This is a genomic window from Sphingomonas sp. BRN-1R (genome assembly GCF_057748035.1).
Window position 1 is genome coordinate 3,550,390 of the sequence record NZ_CM173236.1, and the last position, 16,580, is coordinate 3,566,969.

The following is a 16,580-nucleotide window of genomic DNA, read 5'->3' on the forward strand; positions in this document are numbered from 1 at the left end:
CGCACAATATCATGCGATCATCGCGACTTTTCCCGACAAGCTCTGAGTGTCGGGGGTGAGTACCAACGGGCGAGAACGAGCAGCCTAATCAGCGCTGCGCTGATAGTAGATGGTGAAGGCATGAATGCTGTGGCCGCTGCCGTAGATCGCGGTCACATGGCGCAAGCCGTGCGCGGCGATCAGCGGAGTGTCGATCGTGCCGCGCACCGAGTTCCAGACGCGCTGCAAGGCGTCGGGCGGTGCGCCTGCCGCCGCGACACCGCTCGCTTCGCAAAGGGTGGCCGCGCATCGCACGTCCAGCGGCGCATCCGGCCCGAGATCGGGCATATTGGCGAGTGTCGTCCTGATAAAGCTTTCGCTCTTGCTCGCCCACACCGCATCGCGCGGCTCGCTGCGCAGCGACGCATAAAGTTGGCGCGGATCGGTCGACACGCGTGCCGAACGATCGACGACCCGCGCGTTTGAGCTTGGTGTCTCGCTGCGTTCGCTTGGCAGGCTCGTCGACGCGGGCGCGCCGTTCACGACGATCACTTTGCGCGCGCCCGTCTGCGGAGCGCCGCGCAACATTAGCGCGCAGCAGGCGACGAGCACGGCCGCCGCCACCAAAGCATATTTCACGAAAGGCCTCCATGAGCGTCCTGCCGGACGAGATCACCCCCGCCCGGCAGGCGTCGAAGCTCAGTTTACCGAACCGCGCCCATAGAACATGATGCAGTGGCTCGACTGGACACGGCTGGCGAACTCCAGCACGCTGCTACCGCTCGCGACCGGCAGCAGCGGCGACGAATAGTTCGGGCAGTAATTGTCATATGCGCCGGGCACCGCCACCGGCGCGGCGATCGTCGTCCAGGGGCCGGCCGGATTACCGCTCGCGCTCTTGAACAGCGTCGTGCCGTTGCCGGCGGCGACGCTGCCGTCACCGTTCATCAGCACCTGCCCGACCACCAAAATGCCGCCGTTCGGCAGCACCGTGTTGTAGGGCGCGTGCGCGAAGTAACGCCCGTCGGACAGGCGGATCGCGGAGCCGACGTTGTGACTGTCACCCCAGTTCCAGCCATCGGTCGAGGTTTTGTAGAAGACGGTGCAGGCGGCCGGACCGCACAGTTCGAACGTCGCCATGCGCATCCCGTTGGTCAACCTGGAGACCACCGCCATGCCGGGCCGGTCGCTCTGCACGGTACTTGCGACGAAGTCGCTCAGATCCTGCCATGTCGTGCCGGTGTAGCTGCGTGTCTTGACCAGCCGCTGGCTATAGGCGCTGTTGGTCTCGTCCGAGTACATCATCACCAGCGCGCCATCGTCGGCGATCGAGAACTCCGGCTCCCAGAGGCCACCCGTGTTGGTGGCAGTGATCGCCGAGACATAGCTCCAGCTCCGGCCGTTGTCTCCGCTGCGATAGACCTTGATCTTCATGCGGCGGTTGGCGGCGTCCTGCCCGACCGACCCCGCCCACAACAGCGTTCCGGCCGGCAAGGAACCAACCGCGCGCGGCAACTGGTACAGCGTGCCGCAACACAGGCCCGTGCTGAAATCCGCGTCGTTGATGGCGCCCACCCGCGCGAAGGACGCACCGCTGTTGCTGCTCGCGTAGATGTCGATGTGGTTGCCGCCGGTGAAGGCGACGACCGACGCCACGATCTCGCCGTTGGCAAGCTGACGCGTGCGCGCGTACAGCGCGTCGTCGGCGCTGAGCTGGGTCTGTGCGGATGCGACCGAACTCGCCGCGACCGGGGCAAGTGCAGCCAGCGCCGCCAATATCGTCTTTCGGAGTGTGCCGGATGTTCGGCACAGTGCATGCTTCGTCATTGTCACTCTCCTCTTCGTGTATCCTCGCCGCGCAGTCGAACCGGGCCGACCAGCCCCGACACGCGAAGCGGTGCATCCGCCAGATAGGTCGGTGCCGATGTGAAAGCCGCGTCCGGTCGCTTGGTTCTGGCATCACCGATCAGGCGATTGACCCAGAGGTTGGCGACCTTCACGCGGAGCGCGTTGCGCCCCGCCCGCACTGCCGCGCCGATGTCTAGCTGATACGGCGCGTGCCAGACGCTGCCGACGCTTTTGCCGTTGATCGACACCTCGGCGAGATTGCCGACCTCGCCCAGATCCAGCCACAAGCGCGCGCCCGGCTTCAACCCGTGCGGTAGATCGAACGACGTGCTATACTCCATGACACCGGAGAAATATCGGACGCCGGGGTCCGCCATCGTCTGAAGCGGTGTCAGGTGCGCCATCGCAATCGAGGCAGGAGCGCCACGTCTTGGCTGGAACGTGACAGTCCAGGGCCGGTCAAGCGTAGCGAGCATTGCCAGCGTCGGCCTGACGACATCGCGCCGTGCAGGCTTGGCTGGCTCGACGAACGTCACAAACGCAGCCTCGCCCGCATCGAGATCGAGCGGGACGATGGTCTGTTCACCAGCCGTTTCATAGGACAGCGGCTCGCTCGTTCCGGTTTCCGGGTGCCAGAGTTCCGGCTGCTTGCCGGTCACGCGGAAGGTGGCGCGGACGTGCCTGTCCTGATCGGCACGATTGTTGACGAAGTATATGTCGCCCCGCTCGGTGCGGCGGTGGACGAACAGGATCGGCGCGCCGGCCCGATCTTCGGAATAGCTGAAATCCGGGGCGATCCCCGCCGCCGCCAGCCCGGCCTCGACGTCCGATGCGGCGATCACCCGCCCCCGCCCGACCTGGGTCACAGGCGCGCCGGGCCAGAGTTCGCCGACAAGTACGCGGAACGCGTCCGAGGTGTCGGCGTGTGACGGCGTGTCGATCGGCGCGCGGCCGATGATGGTCGCGCCTTCGCTCGCCAGCCGCTTCAGCGCGCGAAGCACCGGCACGGTCATGTGCGTGCTCGATCCCGACAGATACAGCGCCCTGTAGCGGGCGCCGCCGGGCGATACGATAGTCCCACCGTCCACCCGCATTTCGCCGACGAGCTGGTCTCGGTTCACATAATCGAACGCGTTGCGGGTCGGGCCATCATCCATGCCGCGATGCTCCCACATCGCGGTGACGGGTGCCTCTTCGCCGATGAAGGTCGCGACCTCGGCGACATTGTGGCCCTGACGCAGCATAAAGCTGTTGCGGGCGATATAATCGATCCACGGTCGCGCCAGCTCGGCCCAGCTTTCGTGTCGGTTGAAGGTCTGGCCGAACACGGCGAGGGCCAGACCTGGAACCTTGTCGTCCACGGGCTGGTGAACCGAACTATGGATGACCGGCTTGTTGATGCCGCTGGCGAACTCGAGGTCGATGACGCGCTTGAGGTCGGATGGCGCAAACGCATAGGGTGCCCAGGCCGACGTCATCGACTCCGCCGCCACCAAGTGGCGCCCGTAGAAGTGGGCGACCGACGCCGCGCCCTTCATGTCGCCGATGTAGGATGGGTTCGCGCCCTGCGCGGGATCGTAAGCCCACAGCGCCGCCATTGGAATGTCGGCATGGCTTCGCATGGCGAGATCGTTGCCGATCTGCGGACGCCCTGTTTCCAGAGCCTCGCTGAAGACGGTCAGCCCCGCGTCGTGTGCGATCCGCGTGATTGTGCCATAATGCTCGCTGGTGATGAGGTCGGCGAGCGTCTGGCGGTAATCGAACAGGAAAGCGTCGCTCGCCGCGCGCGAGCCGACGATCGCGCCGGTCAGCGCGGGCAGGAACGGCATGGGATCATAACCGCGCAACCTGCGGAACTGCGCGAGCATCTTGGGCGTCCAGTTCGCGTCACCGGACTCGATGCTATCGGTGACGAACGTCGACAGCCCGCGCTTGCCGAACATCTGAGGACCGACCACCTCCCGATACATGCCGAGGTACGTGGTGATGTAGCGCGACACCGCATCGGCATCGTATTTGTCGACTTCAAGCCCGGTCGCCTCGGCGGTGGCGGGATGGTTTGTCGTACCAAGCAAGGTCGTGCCCATCCGCAGAACGCGCCAGCGGCCCGGCGGCGGGGTCCAGCGCAGCGTTCCGTCCGGCAACAGCGTTCCGGTCAGGTCGATGACACGCTTCGGGTCGATGCCGGCAAGATCGGGCACGGTCGGGCTGAGCGCGTAATAATCGTCCGCCACGGCGAGGCCGGCCTTCATCTCGAACTGATCGACCACCGGTTCGGCCGAAAGGCTGAACGTCGCGAGCGATACGTTGCCGGAACGCACATCACTCATGTGCATGTCGATGCCCGGCGCGTTTGCCGAAACGACCGGATGAAACGCATGTGGGTTCGCCCCGAAAACGATGCGGAACGCATCGGCCGTGACTGGCGCGAAGCTGACGGTCGTTGGCACCGCCTTGACTGATACGGTGGCAATCGCCTGCCATCTGCCCGCGATGCGTGCCTCCAGCACCGGCACATACGGCGCAGCCTCGAACGGGATCGCCGCGCCCGGCATGAACAGCGTTGCCGAACGGACGGTCTGCGGACGATCGTAGCGCAACATGACGTTGGTCGGCAGGTCGGCGGTTCCGGCCGGGATCGCCATGCTGGTCGCTGCCTTGCCGTCCGCCAGCACCGTCCCGTCCACCGCGTAGCCCGACACGAAGACGGTCGGCGCCGGTAGCTCGGGATAGCTCGCGACCGGATAGGCGATCAACGCGACGTCAGCGTAATAGTCAGGCGGCGCGGGCGCGCTGTGGCCCGGATCACCGGCGATCGCGATGTCCTGATACGGTCCGCGCACGTGCGGCGGTGCCGGCAGCCGGCCCGAGAACCGCTTCCCGCCGGCCACGTCCGTCACGCTCCACACCAGTTTCTTCATGCCGTCCGCAGGCGTGACCCACGGGCCGCCGGTCTCGCTCCAGCCCGGCGATGCGGCGATGCCGTAGCTCATGCCTGCGGCATCGGCGAGTGCAACGGCGCTGCGGAACGCGGCCTTCCATTCCGGTGTCATGTAGAGGATGCGCTTGTCGACGATCTGCGGCGAACTGAGCGCCGCGTCGAAATTCTGGATGCCGCTGATGCCGATGCGCTGCATCCAGGCGAGATCCTTGCGGATTCCGTCTTCGGTGATGTTGCCGTTCATCCAGTGCCACCACAGCATCGGACGTGCCGAAAGCGGCGGATCGCGGAAGGCGGCCCGCAGATCGTCCGAGGAGGGTTGCGACGCGACCGGACCGGCTGCTGCCGGCGACGTGGCTGCCAGCAGCCCGAACAGTGTGATCGCCACGGTCGTGATCTTCATGGCCGTTCCTTCGACACCGCTATCGGCGCTATTGGCTCGCCTGTCCGCCACTGGCCTCGCCGGACGGCTCGCGGATCGGGTCGCTCGCCTTCATCGGTTCGCCGAACACCGGCATGCCGGCAGCGTCAAAGGCGACGCGCTGGGCGTGCGGCGCGCGCCGGCTCGTGCACTTCATGTCCGGACCGGGGTTGGCGTGGAACACGATCCACTGCTCACGGCCGTCGGGCGAGGTGAAGAAGCCGTTGTGGCCGGTCGCGTACACGCTGTTGGCGACCGATGTCTTCAGCACCGGATCGTCCGCCTTGCGCCAGTTCTCAGGCGTCATCGGATCGCTGCCGGGTGCCGCGTGCAACAGGCCGAGCGCATAATCGTCGGACCAGCACGCCCCGGCCGAATAGGTCAGGAACAGATCGCCCTTTGGCCCGAGGAGGAACTCCGGCCCTTCCAGGATCTTGCGCCCGCCACGATCTTCCCACGGCCGGTCGGGACGCGCGATCACCACCTCCAGGCCTTGCAGCGTCCAGGGGTTCGCCATCCGCACCATCGCCAGATCGCTTTCCGATCCGACATAAGGCGAATAGACGAAATAGCGCTGCCCCTTGTAGGCGAACGTGGTGCCGTCGATCCCGTGGCGTTCGGTCTTCAACTGCCCACGGTCGATCCAGCGGCCTTGCAGCGGATCGGCTGCGTCGTTCTCCAGCACGAAGATGCCGCGATGCGCGTCATCGTCATGGCCGTCCTCGGCGGCGGTGTAGTAGATGAACCACTTACCATCGATCCGGTGCAACTCCGGCGCCCATATCGAGATCGCATTCGGTCCGTGCGCGGGCGGTGTCCACACCGTGTGCGGCACCGCATCACGCAGCGCGCCCAGGCGGGTCGCCGTCCGGATGACGAGGCGATCGCCCTGCGTCGTCATCAGGTAGAAATGCGATCCCGCCCGCGCGATCCAGGGGTCGGGGCCGGAGGACAGCAGCGGGTTGGTGAAGCGCGACGCCTCCCCCGCGCCCGCCAGCGCCACGACCGCGGCGAGGCCGAGCAGCGCGCGAAGTGCCGCCCTCATTTCGCACCGATCCGCGCGACGCCGGCGCGGACCTCGCATCGGTTACCGGACAGCGCCGTACCAGCCACCATCAACACCTCCGCACCGGATGTTATCGTCTGCGAACTATAGCCGGGACAGGATGAGACGCCGGGCGCATAGCCACCGGTCGGATCGATGACGAGCGGCGCCGGTATCTCGCGCCACGCACCAGCGCCAAGCGTCGTGTTCGTCATCAGCACGCGCCCGGATTCCGGCTCGATCGTGACATGCCCCTCAGGCCCGCTCACCACGCGCTGGCCGCTGGCGATCAGCGTCCCCTGCGCGCCGCCATAGGGCGTCCAGCTGATCGTCGGCGTATGCAGCAGGCGGTGGCCGTTCGCGGTGGCGACGACCGTGCCGAGCCCGCTCACCGGCGTCCAGTCCTGGCCGTCGGGCGACGTTTTTAGATAGACGCTGCACACATGGTCCGCATCCGCGCCGGCCTGGCAATTCTCGAAACTCATCGCGTAGCGGCCGTCGGGCAGTCGCAGCACGGTCGGCATTCCCGGCCGCGCCAGACCGTCATGCACCGCGACATCGAAGATTTCCGGTCCCCAGGTCGCGCCGCCATCGGTGCTGCGGACATGCGCGATCACCTGCGCGTAGCCGTCCGCCGAAGGCCGCTCGTCCGAGAAGAAGCAGTTCAGGCTGCCGTCCTTGGTGATGACGAAGAACGGCTCCCAGATGCCGTGGCCTTCGTTGTTGACCTGCATCGCCTCCGACGCGCAACTGCTCCGATAGGTCCAGTTGGCACCACCATCACGGCTGACGAACACCTCGACCGCTTGCTGGCGGAAGTCCTTGCGGTTCCAGGCGGTGCCCGCCGCGAACAGCGTGCCGGCGGGCAGATCCGCCTGCGCGACCGGCAGCTCGAACAAGGCAGGCGCTTCGATGTCCCAGCCGTGCACCGTGTCGCGCACCGTGCCGATCGGCTGCGCCGACCAGCTCCGCCCACCGTCCTTCGACCGGTAGATCGGCAGCGCCGCCTTTTCGCCCGGCACGCCCGAATGCGCGAACGTGGCGAGCAGTGTGCCGTTCTCGCGTCCGGCATGTTCGAGGCGGATGACGCGGGGATAGCCGGCGGTTTCATCGGGATGTTTGGCAAGGTCAGGCGTGAATACCGCGCTGCCCGCCGGCGGGGACGGCGATGCCGCCCCCGCCGCCATGCTTGCGGCCATCAGGCCAAATGCGGATACCCAACAGGTGATCGGTCGCATGGTTCGCCCCTTCAGAATTTCGCGCGAACGCCGATGGAGTAGGTCCGGTCTTCGAGACGGACGTTCTGCGGCAGCAACGGCGTGCCGAGATACTCATAGGCGCGCGCACCGGTCAGGTTGGTGGCGTCGACCGTCAGGGTGACATGCGAAGTGATGTCGTCGGACAGCGACAGATCGAGATGACTCTGCGCCTTGATGACGTTGTACGCGGGCGTCTGCACGCCGCCGGGGTTGAAGCTATCGACGAACTTGCCGCGATAATTGTACGCCAGCCGACCCGAAAAGCCGTACTTCTCGTAGATCAGCACCGCGTTGGCCGAGTCCTTGGAGACGTTGCCGAGCGGCTGGTTCACCGCTGCGCCGCCGAACGTCAGCGGCGCCTGCGTGCTGCCGGTGATGCGGGTATAGTTGAGCTGCAACCCGAACCCGCTGAGCGCGCCTGGCAGGAAGTCGTAGAATTGCTGGTACGCCAGCTCGACGCCCTTGAGCGTGCCCTGCCCGGCGCTCTGCGGCTGGCTGATCGTATAGGGCACGCCGCCGATCACCTCGGCGACACCATAGGTCTGGATGTAGCCGTTGATGTCGCGGTGGAAGTACGTCGCGGTCACAGAGCTCGACCGCCCGAAGAACCATTCGAGCGACGCGTCGATATTGTCCGATTTGATCTCGCTCAGACCGGGATTACCGGTCGATCCGTATCCCAGGCGATTGAGCGTCGGCGGATTGAGCGTCAGCGACGGGTTGAGGCTGCCGAAGTCGGGGCGCGTCGCGGTCTTCGTATAGGAGAAGCGCGCCTGGAGCTTGTCGGTCAGGTGCGCGCGGATGCTGGCGTTGGGCAGCACGTCGGTATCTTTGCTGCGCGCGGATACAGGTGCGACGTTGCTCGTCCCGTTCGGGTTGAAGGTGATCTGGAACGCGTTGATCGAGCGGTTGTTCTGCACCACGCGCACGCCGACCAGCCCGTCGAAGCCGATCCCGCCGAGATCGAAGCCATAGCCTGCCTGCGCGTAGCCGGCATAGCTCGTCTCCCGCGCGGCATAGAAGCGCGAAGGGTCTTGCGCGGGATCGCCGGTCGACAAGCCATAGGCGCTACGGATCTGCGCTTCATGCTCCAGCAGGTAGTTGATGTCGGGGGTTTGCGCAGGCGCGATACCGGCGAAGCCGAGGTCGTTCGGCAGCGAGCGAAAGAAGTCCGCGCCGAACACGCTGGTGCCCGAAACCAGAGGCGCGCCGTTCTTCGAGAACGGCGTGGAAATCTGCGTCTCGCCATCGGCGCCAGCGTTGCGGCGCACGATCCGCGCACCGGCTTGCAAGGTCTTCAGAAAACCATCGGCGAAATCATAGGTGGCGTCACCGCGCCACGCGATCGAGTTGCCGTGGTTGGAGTCGCCGGTCTGGAACAGGCCCTGCAACTGGAACAGATTGGCATTGGCCTTGTCGTTGCCGCGCAGGTTCCACAGGATGTGGCCGCCGCTGTTGCTGGTCAGGTCGAACGTCTGGTTGGGCAAGGACGTGTCGATGATGAAGATGTTCTCGCGGAATGCCGAGTCCGTGTAAGTCACGTCGGTCGACAGCTTCAGGCCGCCGCTGTTCCACTTGGCGCCGGTCGAGATCTGCGCGTCGTGCGAGCTTTGCTTGAACGCCTGCGTGCTGGTCGCGACATAGGGGTTGTTGAACGTGCCGGATTTGAGTTCGCAAACCTGTCGGCCGGCCGCACCGGCGGTCGCGCCAGGCAGCGTCTCGCACCCGCCCGCATCCGACGGCGTATAGAGCTGAAGCGCGGAGACGGACTGCGCCGAGCCGGGGACGCCAAAGTAATAGTCGATCTCGCGGGTTTCTTTGTACTTGGCGTACAACCCATCGACATAGATTTCGAGATTGTCGGCCGGCTTCCATTGAACGGCGAAATTGGCTTGCGGCCGTTCGCGGTGGCCCCGCGTATAAAAGCCGCCGACCGCGTTCGACACGAGGAAGTCGTTGCCGCTGGTGGTCTGCTCGTAGCGGGGATCGGAGAAGCTCGCCGGCTGGTTGTAGAACTGCTTGCGGTACGACAGATCGACCAGCACGCCGATCTCGCCGATGCCCGTCTGCCAGCGATCGCTGACCAGCAGGCCGGCGATCGGGTTCACCCGGTCGGCATAATGGCTGTATTCGCCACGCGCGGTGGCCGCGATCGAGAAGCCCTTGAAGTCGAATGGCTTGTGCAGCTCGATGTTGACGGTGCCGGCGATCCCGCCCTCGATCAGATCGGCGCTGCTCGTCTTATAGACGTTGAGCTGCGAAACCGCTTCGGCCGGAAGATCCTGGAACGCGAAGCCGCGCCCGGAGCCGGTGAAGATCTCGCGCCCGTTCAGCTCGGTAATGACGTTGGGCAGGCCGCGGATCACGACGCGGTTGGTCTCGCCCGAATCGCGGAACACCTGCACGCCGGTGATGCGCTGCAACGAGTCGGACACCGCATTGTCCGGGAATTTGCCGATATCCTGCGCGACGATCGAGTCAATGATCTGCGGCGAGGTACGACGGATGTTCTGAGCGGAAGCGAGCGCCGCCCGCTGTCCGGTGACGACGATGTCCGAAGGTTGCTGGTCCGCCTCGACTTGAGCAGCCGTGGTCGTCGGCGCGGGCGTGACGGCCGGCAGCGCTCCGGCGCCATCCGGCGCCGCCGCCTGTGCGAAAGCAGGCGAAGCGAGTGCAATCGCCAGGATCGAACCCGTCGTTAGAAAAGCACCTCTCATGAACAAACCTCCCCTGTTTGTACGGGGAAGTCGCTTCATCCCCGCCGTCCCGTTTTCTCGCAGCGATCGTCCGCCACTGGTTGCTCGCGCTTGCGAGGCATATGGCGACCGACTCTCGAAATGTATTTTCTGTTGACTGTCTTAATCCGCTCGCCGAACGCCACGCAAGTGATTAATCAGATAAATCGTTTTTTAGTTCGATGGCCTTGATTAGTGGGCTGGATGCCATTTCGGAGACGCTCGACACGTGGCATCTGGTTAGCGTCGGATCTTGGTGTCGCCATTCGCAGGTTCGAATCCTGCCGCCCCAGCCAAGCTAACGACGGCGTTTATCGCGCCCGGGCTTCTCACACGTCGAACCCCGTCATCGGCGCGCGTCGTTGTCACGAACACGTCGCGGCTCCGTAACGAAAACGTCGCATGGCGCTCCTACTGGCCGCTGCGGGGCTGGGAGGGCGGCGGACAGCCGTAAGCGCATCGATGCGCTTGCCCCCGCACGCGGCTGCACGAGGCGGCTGCCGGCGCGTTCACGACAAGGGGCCAACTCGATGATTTCCACCGTTTCGCCGCGGCGCGTCTCCGCGCTCGCCGCCTCGCTCATGCTGTCGACCAGCCTGATCGCGGGCGCCGCACATGCCGCCGATGCCGCCGCGCCGGCCACGCCCGACGCCGCCGCCACGCCGGTCGCCGAGGGTGACGCCGACCAGAACCAGCTTGGCGACATCACCGTCTATGCGCGCAAGCGAGCCGAAAACCTCCAGAATGTGCCGATCCCGGTGACGGTCATCACGCCGGCCGAACTGACCCGGCAGAACCTCGTCAATTTCACCGATTTCCAGACCAAGCTGCCGTCCTTTTCGGTCTATCTGACCAACCCGAAGCAGCTCAACCTCGGCGTTCGCGGCATCGGCAACAACGGCTTCAACACCGACGGGATCGACGGTTCGGTCGGCATCTTCGTCGACGGCGTCTATACCGGCCGGCAGGGCATGGTTTCGACCGACTTCAACGATCTCGCGCAGGTCGAACTGCTGCGTGGGCCGCAGGGCACGTTGTTCGGCAAGAACACGACCGCCGGCGCGGTCATCATCAACACGCTGAAACCCAGCTTCGATTTCGCCGCCAATGCCGAGGCGAGCGTCGGTAATCAGGGTTACAAGGAGATCAAGGCGGGCGTGACGGGTGCGCTGATCCCGGACAAGCTCGCGCTGCGCCTGTCGGGCTATTACAGCACCAGCGACGGCAATTATCCCAACCTCTACAACAACAACTACCAGAATGCGCGGCAGGGTCAGGGCATCCGCGCGCAATTGCTCGCGACGCCGACCGACACCTTCTCCGTCCGCATCATCGGCACCTACAACCATCAGGCCTTCCCGACGATCTCGCCGGTGATCCTTCAGGTGTACGACCCGACGCTACTTCAGGCGCGCATGCGGGCGGCGGGCTATACGCTGTCGACCGGCACCGTCGAGAACCGGCGCATCAACATCAACAGCCCGCTCAACGCCACGACCGACACCCGCGCGATCAGCGGCGAGATGAACTGGGATGTCGGCGCGAGCACCTTCACCTCGATCACCGCCTATGAGCATTGGAGCTGCTTCACCAACAACGACAACGACTATACGCAGCTCAACGCGATACCCGATTACGGCTCGTGCAACGACGAGCATCAGTTCTCGCAGGAACTGCGCTGGGCCACTGCCAAGAACCAGCCGATCGAGCTGACGGTGGGCGGCTTCCTGTCGCGCCAGAAGCTCGAAGTCACCTCACGCCTGCGCTTCGGCAACCAATATTACATCTGGGCGGCGAACCCTTCGGCCACCGCCTTCCCGACGCTGGGCGGACGAACCTGGGCGCAGGGTGCCTATGCCAATCAGGTGGCGGGCCTGGGCTTCGCGTCCGATGCGGTGTTCCACACCGATACCGAGGCGGCGTTCGGCAACGTCACGTGGCATCCCGATGCGGCGCGCCGCCTCGCGATCGACGCGGGTCTTCGCTACACCTGGGAGCATCGCACCGAGGTGTATGACGGCTCGGTCACCTCGAACCTCGGCAACCTGACACCTGCGCAGATCAACGCGCTGTCGCCGTCCGGCGCGAACGCGCAGCTCGGCCATGTCGACGATTCGCTCAACGACCGCTCGCTGTCGGGCGAAGCGAGCGTGAGCTACAAGGTTACGCCATCGGCCATGCTTTATGCCAAGTTCGCGCGCGGCAACAAATCGGCCGGGTTCAACCTGCTGCCGGTCAATGCCTCCAACCCCGATGCCAGCGTGCTGCGCGCGGTGACGCTGTACGGCGCGGGGCAGCAGGTGCGCGGCGAGAAGACCGACAATTTCGAGGGCGGCATCAAGAGCGAGTGGTTCGACCGGCACCTGCTCGTCAACCTCACCGCCTTCCACACGGTGGTGCGCAACTATCAGGCGAACGAATCGGTCGGCGTCGGCAACACCGCCGCCAAGTTCCTCGCCAACGTCGGTTCGCTGACCTCGGACGGTGTCGAGCTGGAAAGCGAACTGTTCCTGGCCAAGGGCCTGCACATGAAGGGCTTCGTGGCCTACGACCACGCCTATTACTCGTCGTTCCACAACTCGACATGCCCCGCCACCACAACGGCGAGCGTATGCGACCTCACCGGCCGGCAGGTGGCATGGGCACCCAAATGGACTGCCGATCTGACCACCGACTACAGCCACGAAATCGGTGACGACATGGTCGCCTACGGCCTTGTCGACGTGAACTGGCGGAGCAAACAGAACACCACCATCACGCTCGATCCGACCGCGCTGATCGGCAACTACGCGCTGGTCAGCGCGCGGGTCGGCCTGCAACTCGCGCACGGCACGTTCGACATCCAGTTGTGGTCGGAAAACCTGCTCAACAAGGCGTATTACATCAACCTGCTCGGCCTGACCAAGTCGACCGGGATCGTGCAGGGTTATCCCGGCAGCCCCCGCACCTTCGGGCTGACCGTGAAGGTGAAGTACTGATCCCGGGCGGCGGGCGACCCGGCAACGCCGTGCCGCCCGCCGCCGGGAGGATCCCTCAGAAGTTCGCCCACTCGCCATGCTCGGCCGTGCTCGCGGCGAGCGAGGCCAGCACGGCGCGACTGCCGCGCGCGATCGGTGCAGGCGCGCGGCGCGCGGCAGGAGCCGTCTCGCGCAAGACGGCGGCTGCTGCCTTGCCGATCTGGAAGCGGCTCGCATTCTCGGCCAGCGCGACGATCTCCGTGGTCAGGTTGCGCGCCGCGGCCGAGGTCTGCTCGACCATCGCCGCATTCTGCTGGGTCGATTCGTCCATGCTGCCGACCGCGCTGTTGACCTGGCCGATCGCGCTCGCCTGCGCATCGTTGTCGCTGGCGATCTGACGGGCGAGCCGCGCCGCCTCCTCGCCCGAGGCAGCGATGACGGTGAAGGCGGCATCGACCTTCTCGACCGCCTCGACCGCGTCGCCGATCTCCTTCTGCGTCGCGCTGAGCTGGCTGCGCGCGCGCTTGGATTCTTCCTCGGCGCGCATCGCCAGCGCCGAGACCAGATCGGCGACCACCGCGAAGCCACGCCCGGCATCGCCGGCGCGGCCCGCCTCGACCGTGGCGTTCATCGCCAGCACGCGCGTCTGGAAGGCGATCTTGTCGAGCCCTTCGATCACGTCGTCGATGCCCTTGGCGCATTCGCTCACGCGGTGCATCGCGTGAACGGCGACATCGGTGCGCGCGCGCCCGTCGGTCACGGCGGTCATCGCCTGCATCTGCGTGTCGACCGAGCGCGATGCCGCCTCGGCGGTCGCCTTCAGGCGGTTGTCGATCTCCTGCACGGCGGCGGCGGTCTGTTCGAGGCTGGCGGCATTACCCTCAGTCCGGCGCGCGAGATCCTCGGACGCGATCGCGATCTCCTGCGAGCCGACACGGATGTTGGCGGTGCTGAACGTCACGGAGCCGAGCAGATCGCGCAGGTTCGCCATCGCCTCGTTGAAGCTGGTCTTGAGCGCGAGATAGGCTTCGGGATAATCCTCGGTGATGTCGGCGGTGAGATCGCCGCGCGACAGCCGCGCGAAATTATCGGCCATGCCGCGCACGATCGCCGCGTGCTTCTCCGCTTCGAGGTTGAGCGCGATCTGCTCCTGCGCGGCGGCGCGGAAGGCGAACATCGCCTTAGTGAGCCGACCGACGCAGTCGCGATATTCGGTAAAGGCGATCGGCGCGTCGAGATCGCCCGCGGCGAGCCCTTCCATCCGCACCACTGTCGCGACATACGGCTTGGCGATCGCCTCGCGGTACAGATGCGACAGCACCAGCGCGACGCCGGTCGCGGCGAGTACAACGATCCCCACGCTCGCCTTGGGCAGCAATGCGCCGGCGACACCGCTGATCGCCACGAGCGCAACGAGGCTGCCAAACGCGATCAACAGCTTGAGCCGAATCGGCGCCTGAGATTGAAACCACTTCATCGAACGATCCTGCCAATGGTCGCACGCCCGGAACGGGTGCCTCCCAGACATTATAGACGCACGCGGGCGGCATGGTTCACGAAACGGAAAAATCGTGGGGCAGCGGCCGGTGCGGCGGAGCGCTTGCGTAACCGCCACGCGGATCGCACAAGGGCGTATGCACGCGATCCCGCACGCTTTGCCGCCCGTCAACACGATCGCGCAGGCGATCCAGCTCTCGCTGTCGCCAATCTTCATGCTGGCGGGTATCGGCGCGCTGCTCAACGTGCTCGCCGGGCGACTGTCGCGCGTAATCGACCGCGCACGCGACCTCGAAACGCGGCATCCGCGTTCGGAAGGGCCGGAACACGACCGCCACGTCCGCGAACTGCGGCTGCTCGACACGCGCATGACCGTCATCAACCGCGCGCTGACGCTGGCGGTATCGAGCGCGGTGATGACCTGCACCGTCGTCGCGATCCTGTTCGTCGCGGTGCTGTTCGAGCTTCACATGGGCACCGTCGTCGCGCTGTCGTTCATCCTCGCGATGGTGCTGCTGATCGCCGGGCTGATCTCGTTCCTGGTCGAGGTCCACATTTCGCTGACCGCGTTCCGCATCCGCCCGGAACTGCTCGAGGATGCAACGACGCCCTGACCGCATCGCCACGGAGCGGGAGCGCTCCGCAACGATCGATCGGCAAAGGGCGTCTCGGGTCAGTCGCGTGCGGCGATAACCGTCTTGTGCTCGGCGGTGGCGACCGTCGCGGCGCAGCCGGCGGGAGCGGCCGTCATGTGCGGGGTCTTGCCAGACAGGTGCAGCGGCGCAGTCGCCTGGCGGCAACCGCGCTTGACCGGGTGGTAGCTGACCAGCGGGGTCGTCTTGCCGGCGGGCGCCCAACGCATCTCGTGCGTGTCGGACAGTGATTGTGCGGCGGCCGGCGCGGCGACGATCGCCAGCGGGAGCGCAAGCAGCGCGAGCTTCATCGAAATCACGGGCATTTCCTCTCGAACGGTGATGATCCTGAAATATGTCGCCCGCCTTGCCGACGGCTGTCCGCTTCGTGAGGAAACATGGCCCGTGCCGCTCGCGCCGGTTGCCGGTACGTGACAAATCGTTGCTCGCCCGCCCGCGTCCGCCGCGCAGGCGTTGATAGCGCGGGCGCACCGGCCTAAATCGACCGCATGTCATCGCAATACCGCGCCGCTCGATGAGCGAGCCCAACATCATCCTGGTCGAAGACGATCCGTCGCTGCGCACGCTTACCGCACGCGCGCTTCGCGAGAACGGCTACGGCGTCCACACCGCAGGCTCGGCGCCCGAACTGTGGATCGCGTTCGACAACAATCCGGCCGATCTCGTCATCCTCGACATCATGCTGCCCGGCACCAACGGCATTGACCTGTGCCGCCAGATCCGGCGCAAGAGCGACGTGCCGATCATCTTCGTCAGTGCGCGCGGCAGCGAGGAGGACCGAGTGATGGGCCTCGAGCTCGGCGCGGACGATTACCTGCCCAAGCCGTTCGGCACGCGTGAGCTGATCGCCCGCGTGCGTGCGGTGCTGCGCCGCCGCTCGGGCGACGGCCTGGTCGGCGCGGAACGGCAGGACGAGGCGCATTTCGACGGCTGGACCGTCAACTTCCCGCGCCGCGAGCTGCGCGCGGCGAGCGGCGCGACGGTCGAGCTGACCGGCGCCGAGTTCGATCTGCTCGCCACCTTCATCGCCCAGCCGCAGCGCGTGATCGCGCGCGAGCGGCTGATCGAGCTGTCGCGTACCCGCCTCGGCGACAGTTCGGACCGCAGCATCGACGTGCTGGTCAGCCGGCTGCGGCGCAAACTGTCGGCCACCGGACAGGAGGCGCCGATCGTCACCGTGCGCGGCATCGGCTATATGCTGCGCGCCGGGGTGACGCGGTCCTGAGCCTCGCGCGGCGCATCTCG

11 protein-coding genes are annotated in these 16,580 nt (G+C 65.9%); 3 read left to right on the forward strand and 8 right to left on the reverse strand.

Annotated elements, in window-relative coordinates:
* Positions 1 to 84: 84 nt before the first annotated feature.
* Genes AC3ANX_RS16580 through AC3ANX_RS16605 form a run of 6 tightly spaced genes read right to left on the reverse strand, consistent with a single transcriptional unit; the run spans position 85 to position 10,210 of the window.
* Positions 85 to 618 (reverse strand): hypothetical protein, encoded by a 534-nt coding sequence (locus AC3ANX_RS16580; RefSeq protein ID WP_488334336.1) that lies wholly within the window; start codon positions 616 to 618, stop codon positions 85 to 87.
* 60 nt (positions 619 to 678) lie between these two features.
* Entirely contained in the window at positions 679 to 1,806 is a 1,128-nt protein-coding gene (locus AC3ANX_RS16585) for a sialidase family protein (RefSeq protein ID WP_488334337.1), read from the reverse strand.
* 2 nt (positions 1,807 to 1,808) lie between these two features.
* Positions 1,809 to 5,171 carry a glycosyl hydrolase gene (locus AC3ANX_RS16590; protein WP_488334338.1) on the reverse strand — a complete coding sequence of 1,121 codons (3,363 nt, stop codon included), beginning with the start codon at positions 5,169 to 5,171 and terminating at the stop codon, positions 1,809 to 1,811.
* 28 nt (positions 5,172 to 5,199) lie between these two features.
* Positions 5,200 to 6,234 carry a glycoside hydrolase family 43 protein gene (locus AC3ANX_RS16595; protein WP_488334339.1) on the reverse strand — a complete coding sequence of 345 codons (1,035 nt, stop codon included), beginning with the start codon at positions 6,232 to 6,234 and terminating at the stop codon, positions 5,200 to 5,202.
* Positions 6,231 to 7,433 carry an exo-alpha-sialidase gene (locus AC3ANX_RS16600; RefSeq protein WP_488334340.1) on the reverse strand — a complete coding sequence of 401 codons (1,203 nt, stop codon included), beginning with the start codon at positions 7,431 to 7,433 and terminating at the stop codon, positions 6,231 to 6,233. Before AC3ANX_RS16600 ends, AC3ANX_RS16595 begins: the two co-directional genes overlap by 4 nt.
* 50 nt (positions 7,434 to 7,483) lie before the next feature.
* Complete coding sequence (locus tag AC3ANX_RS16605; protein WP_488334341.1) at positions 7,484 to 10,210, reverse strand: TonB-dependent receptor; 2,727 nt, start codon at positions 10,208 to 10,210, stop codon at positions 7,484 to 7,486.
* A 548-nt stretch (positions 10,211 to 10,758) separates the two neighbouring features.
* Between AC3ANX_RS16605 and AC3ANX_RS16610 the strand changes: the two genes are divergently transcribed.
* On the forward strand, positions 10,759 to 13,206 hold the full coding sequence (locus AC3ANX_RS16610; RefSeq protein ID WP_488334342.1) for a TonB-dependent receptor: 2,448 nt from the start codon (positions 10,759 to 10,761) through the stop codon (positions 13,204 to 13,206).
* 55 nt (positions 13,207 to 13,261) lie between these two features.
* Here AC3ANX_RS16610 and AC3ANX_RS16615 read toward each other — a convergent pair whose 3' ends face one another.
* Complete coding sequence (locus AC3ANX_RS16615; RefSeq protein ID WP_488334343.1) at positions 13,262 to 14,662, reverse strand: methyl-accepting chemotaxis protein; 1,401 nt, start codon at positions 14,660 to 14,662, stop codon at positions 13,262 to 13,264.
* 157 nt (positions 14,663 to 14,819) lie between these two features.
* Between AC3ANX_RS16615 and AC3ANX_RS16620 the strand changes: the two genes are divergently transcribed.
* The gene (locus AC3ANX_RS16620; RefSeq protein ID WP_488334344.1) at positions 14,820 to 15,296 is read left to right on the forward strand and encodes a DUF2721 domain-containing protein; all 477 of its coding nucleotides are present in this window, start codon (positions 14,820 to 14,822) and stop codon (positions 15,294 to 15,296) included.
* A 59-nt stretch (positions 15,297 to 15,355) separates the two neighbouring features.
* Here the strand turns inward: AC3ANX_RS16620 and AC3ANX_RS16625 are convergent, their stop codons facing one another.
* Positions 15,356 to 15,634: a hypothetical protein gene (locus tag AC3ANX_RS16625; protein WP_488334345.1), complete on the reverse strand. Its 279-nt coding sequence runs from the start codon at positions 15,632 to 15,634 to the stop codon at positions 15,356 to 15,358.
* Between the two features lie 215 nt (positions 15,635 to 15,849).
* On the opposite strand from AC3ANX_RS16625, the gene AC3ANX_RS16630 reads away from it, so the two are divergent.
* A complete protein-coding gene (locus tag AC3ANX_RS16630) occupies positions 15,850 to 16,560 on the forward strand; it encodes a response regulator transcription factor (protein WP_488334346.1) in 711 nt (236 codons plus the stop codon).
* The last annotated feature ends 20 nt before the right edge of the window (positions 16,561 to 16,580 follow it).

What these genes read in the sequence shown, in the direction of transcription:
- AC3ANX_RS16590 (WP_488334338.1), bottom strand. Translation starts at nt 5,171, where the DNA reads ATGAAGATCACGACCGTGGCGATCACACTGTTCGGGCTGCTGGCAGCC.
- AC3ANX_RS16595 (WP_488334339.1), bottom strand. Translation starts at nt 6,234, where the DNA reads ATGAGGGCGGCACTTCGCGCGCTGCTCGGCCTCGCCGCGGTCGTGGCG.
- AC3ANX_RS16610 (WP_488334342.1), top strand. Translation starts at nt 10,759, where the DNA reads ATGATTTCCACCGTTTCGCCGCGGCGCGTCTCCGCGCTCGCCGCCTCG.
- AC3ANX_RS16620 (WP_488334344.1), top strand. Translation starts at nt 14,820, where the DNA reads ATGCACGCGATCCCGCACGCTTTGCCGCCCGTCAACACGATCGCGCAG.
- AC3ANX_RS16585 (WP_488334337.1), bottom strand. Translation starts at nt 1,806, where the DNA reads ATGACGAAGCATGCACTGTGCCGAACATCCGGCACACTCCGAAAGACG.
- AC3ANX_RS16630 (WP_488334346.1), top strand. Translation starts at nt 15,850, where the DNA reads ATGAGCGAGCCCAACATCATCCTGGTCGAAGACGATCCGTCGCTGCGC.
- AC3ANX_RS16615 (WP_488334343.1), bottom strand. Translation starts at nt 14,662, where the DNA reads ATGAAGTGGTTTCAATCTCAGGCGCCGATTCGGCTCAAGCTGTTGATC.
- AC3ANX_RS16605 (WP_488334341.1), bottom strand. Translation starts at nt 10,210, where the DNA reads ATGAGAGGTGCTTTTCTAACGACGGGTTCGATCCTGGCGATTGCACTC.
- AC3ANX_RS16600 (WP_488334340.1), bottom strand. Translation starts at nt 7,433, where the DNA reads ATGGCCGCAAGCATGGCGGCGGGGGCGGCATCGCCGTCCCCGCCGGCG.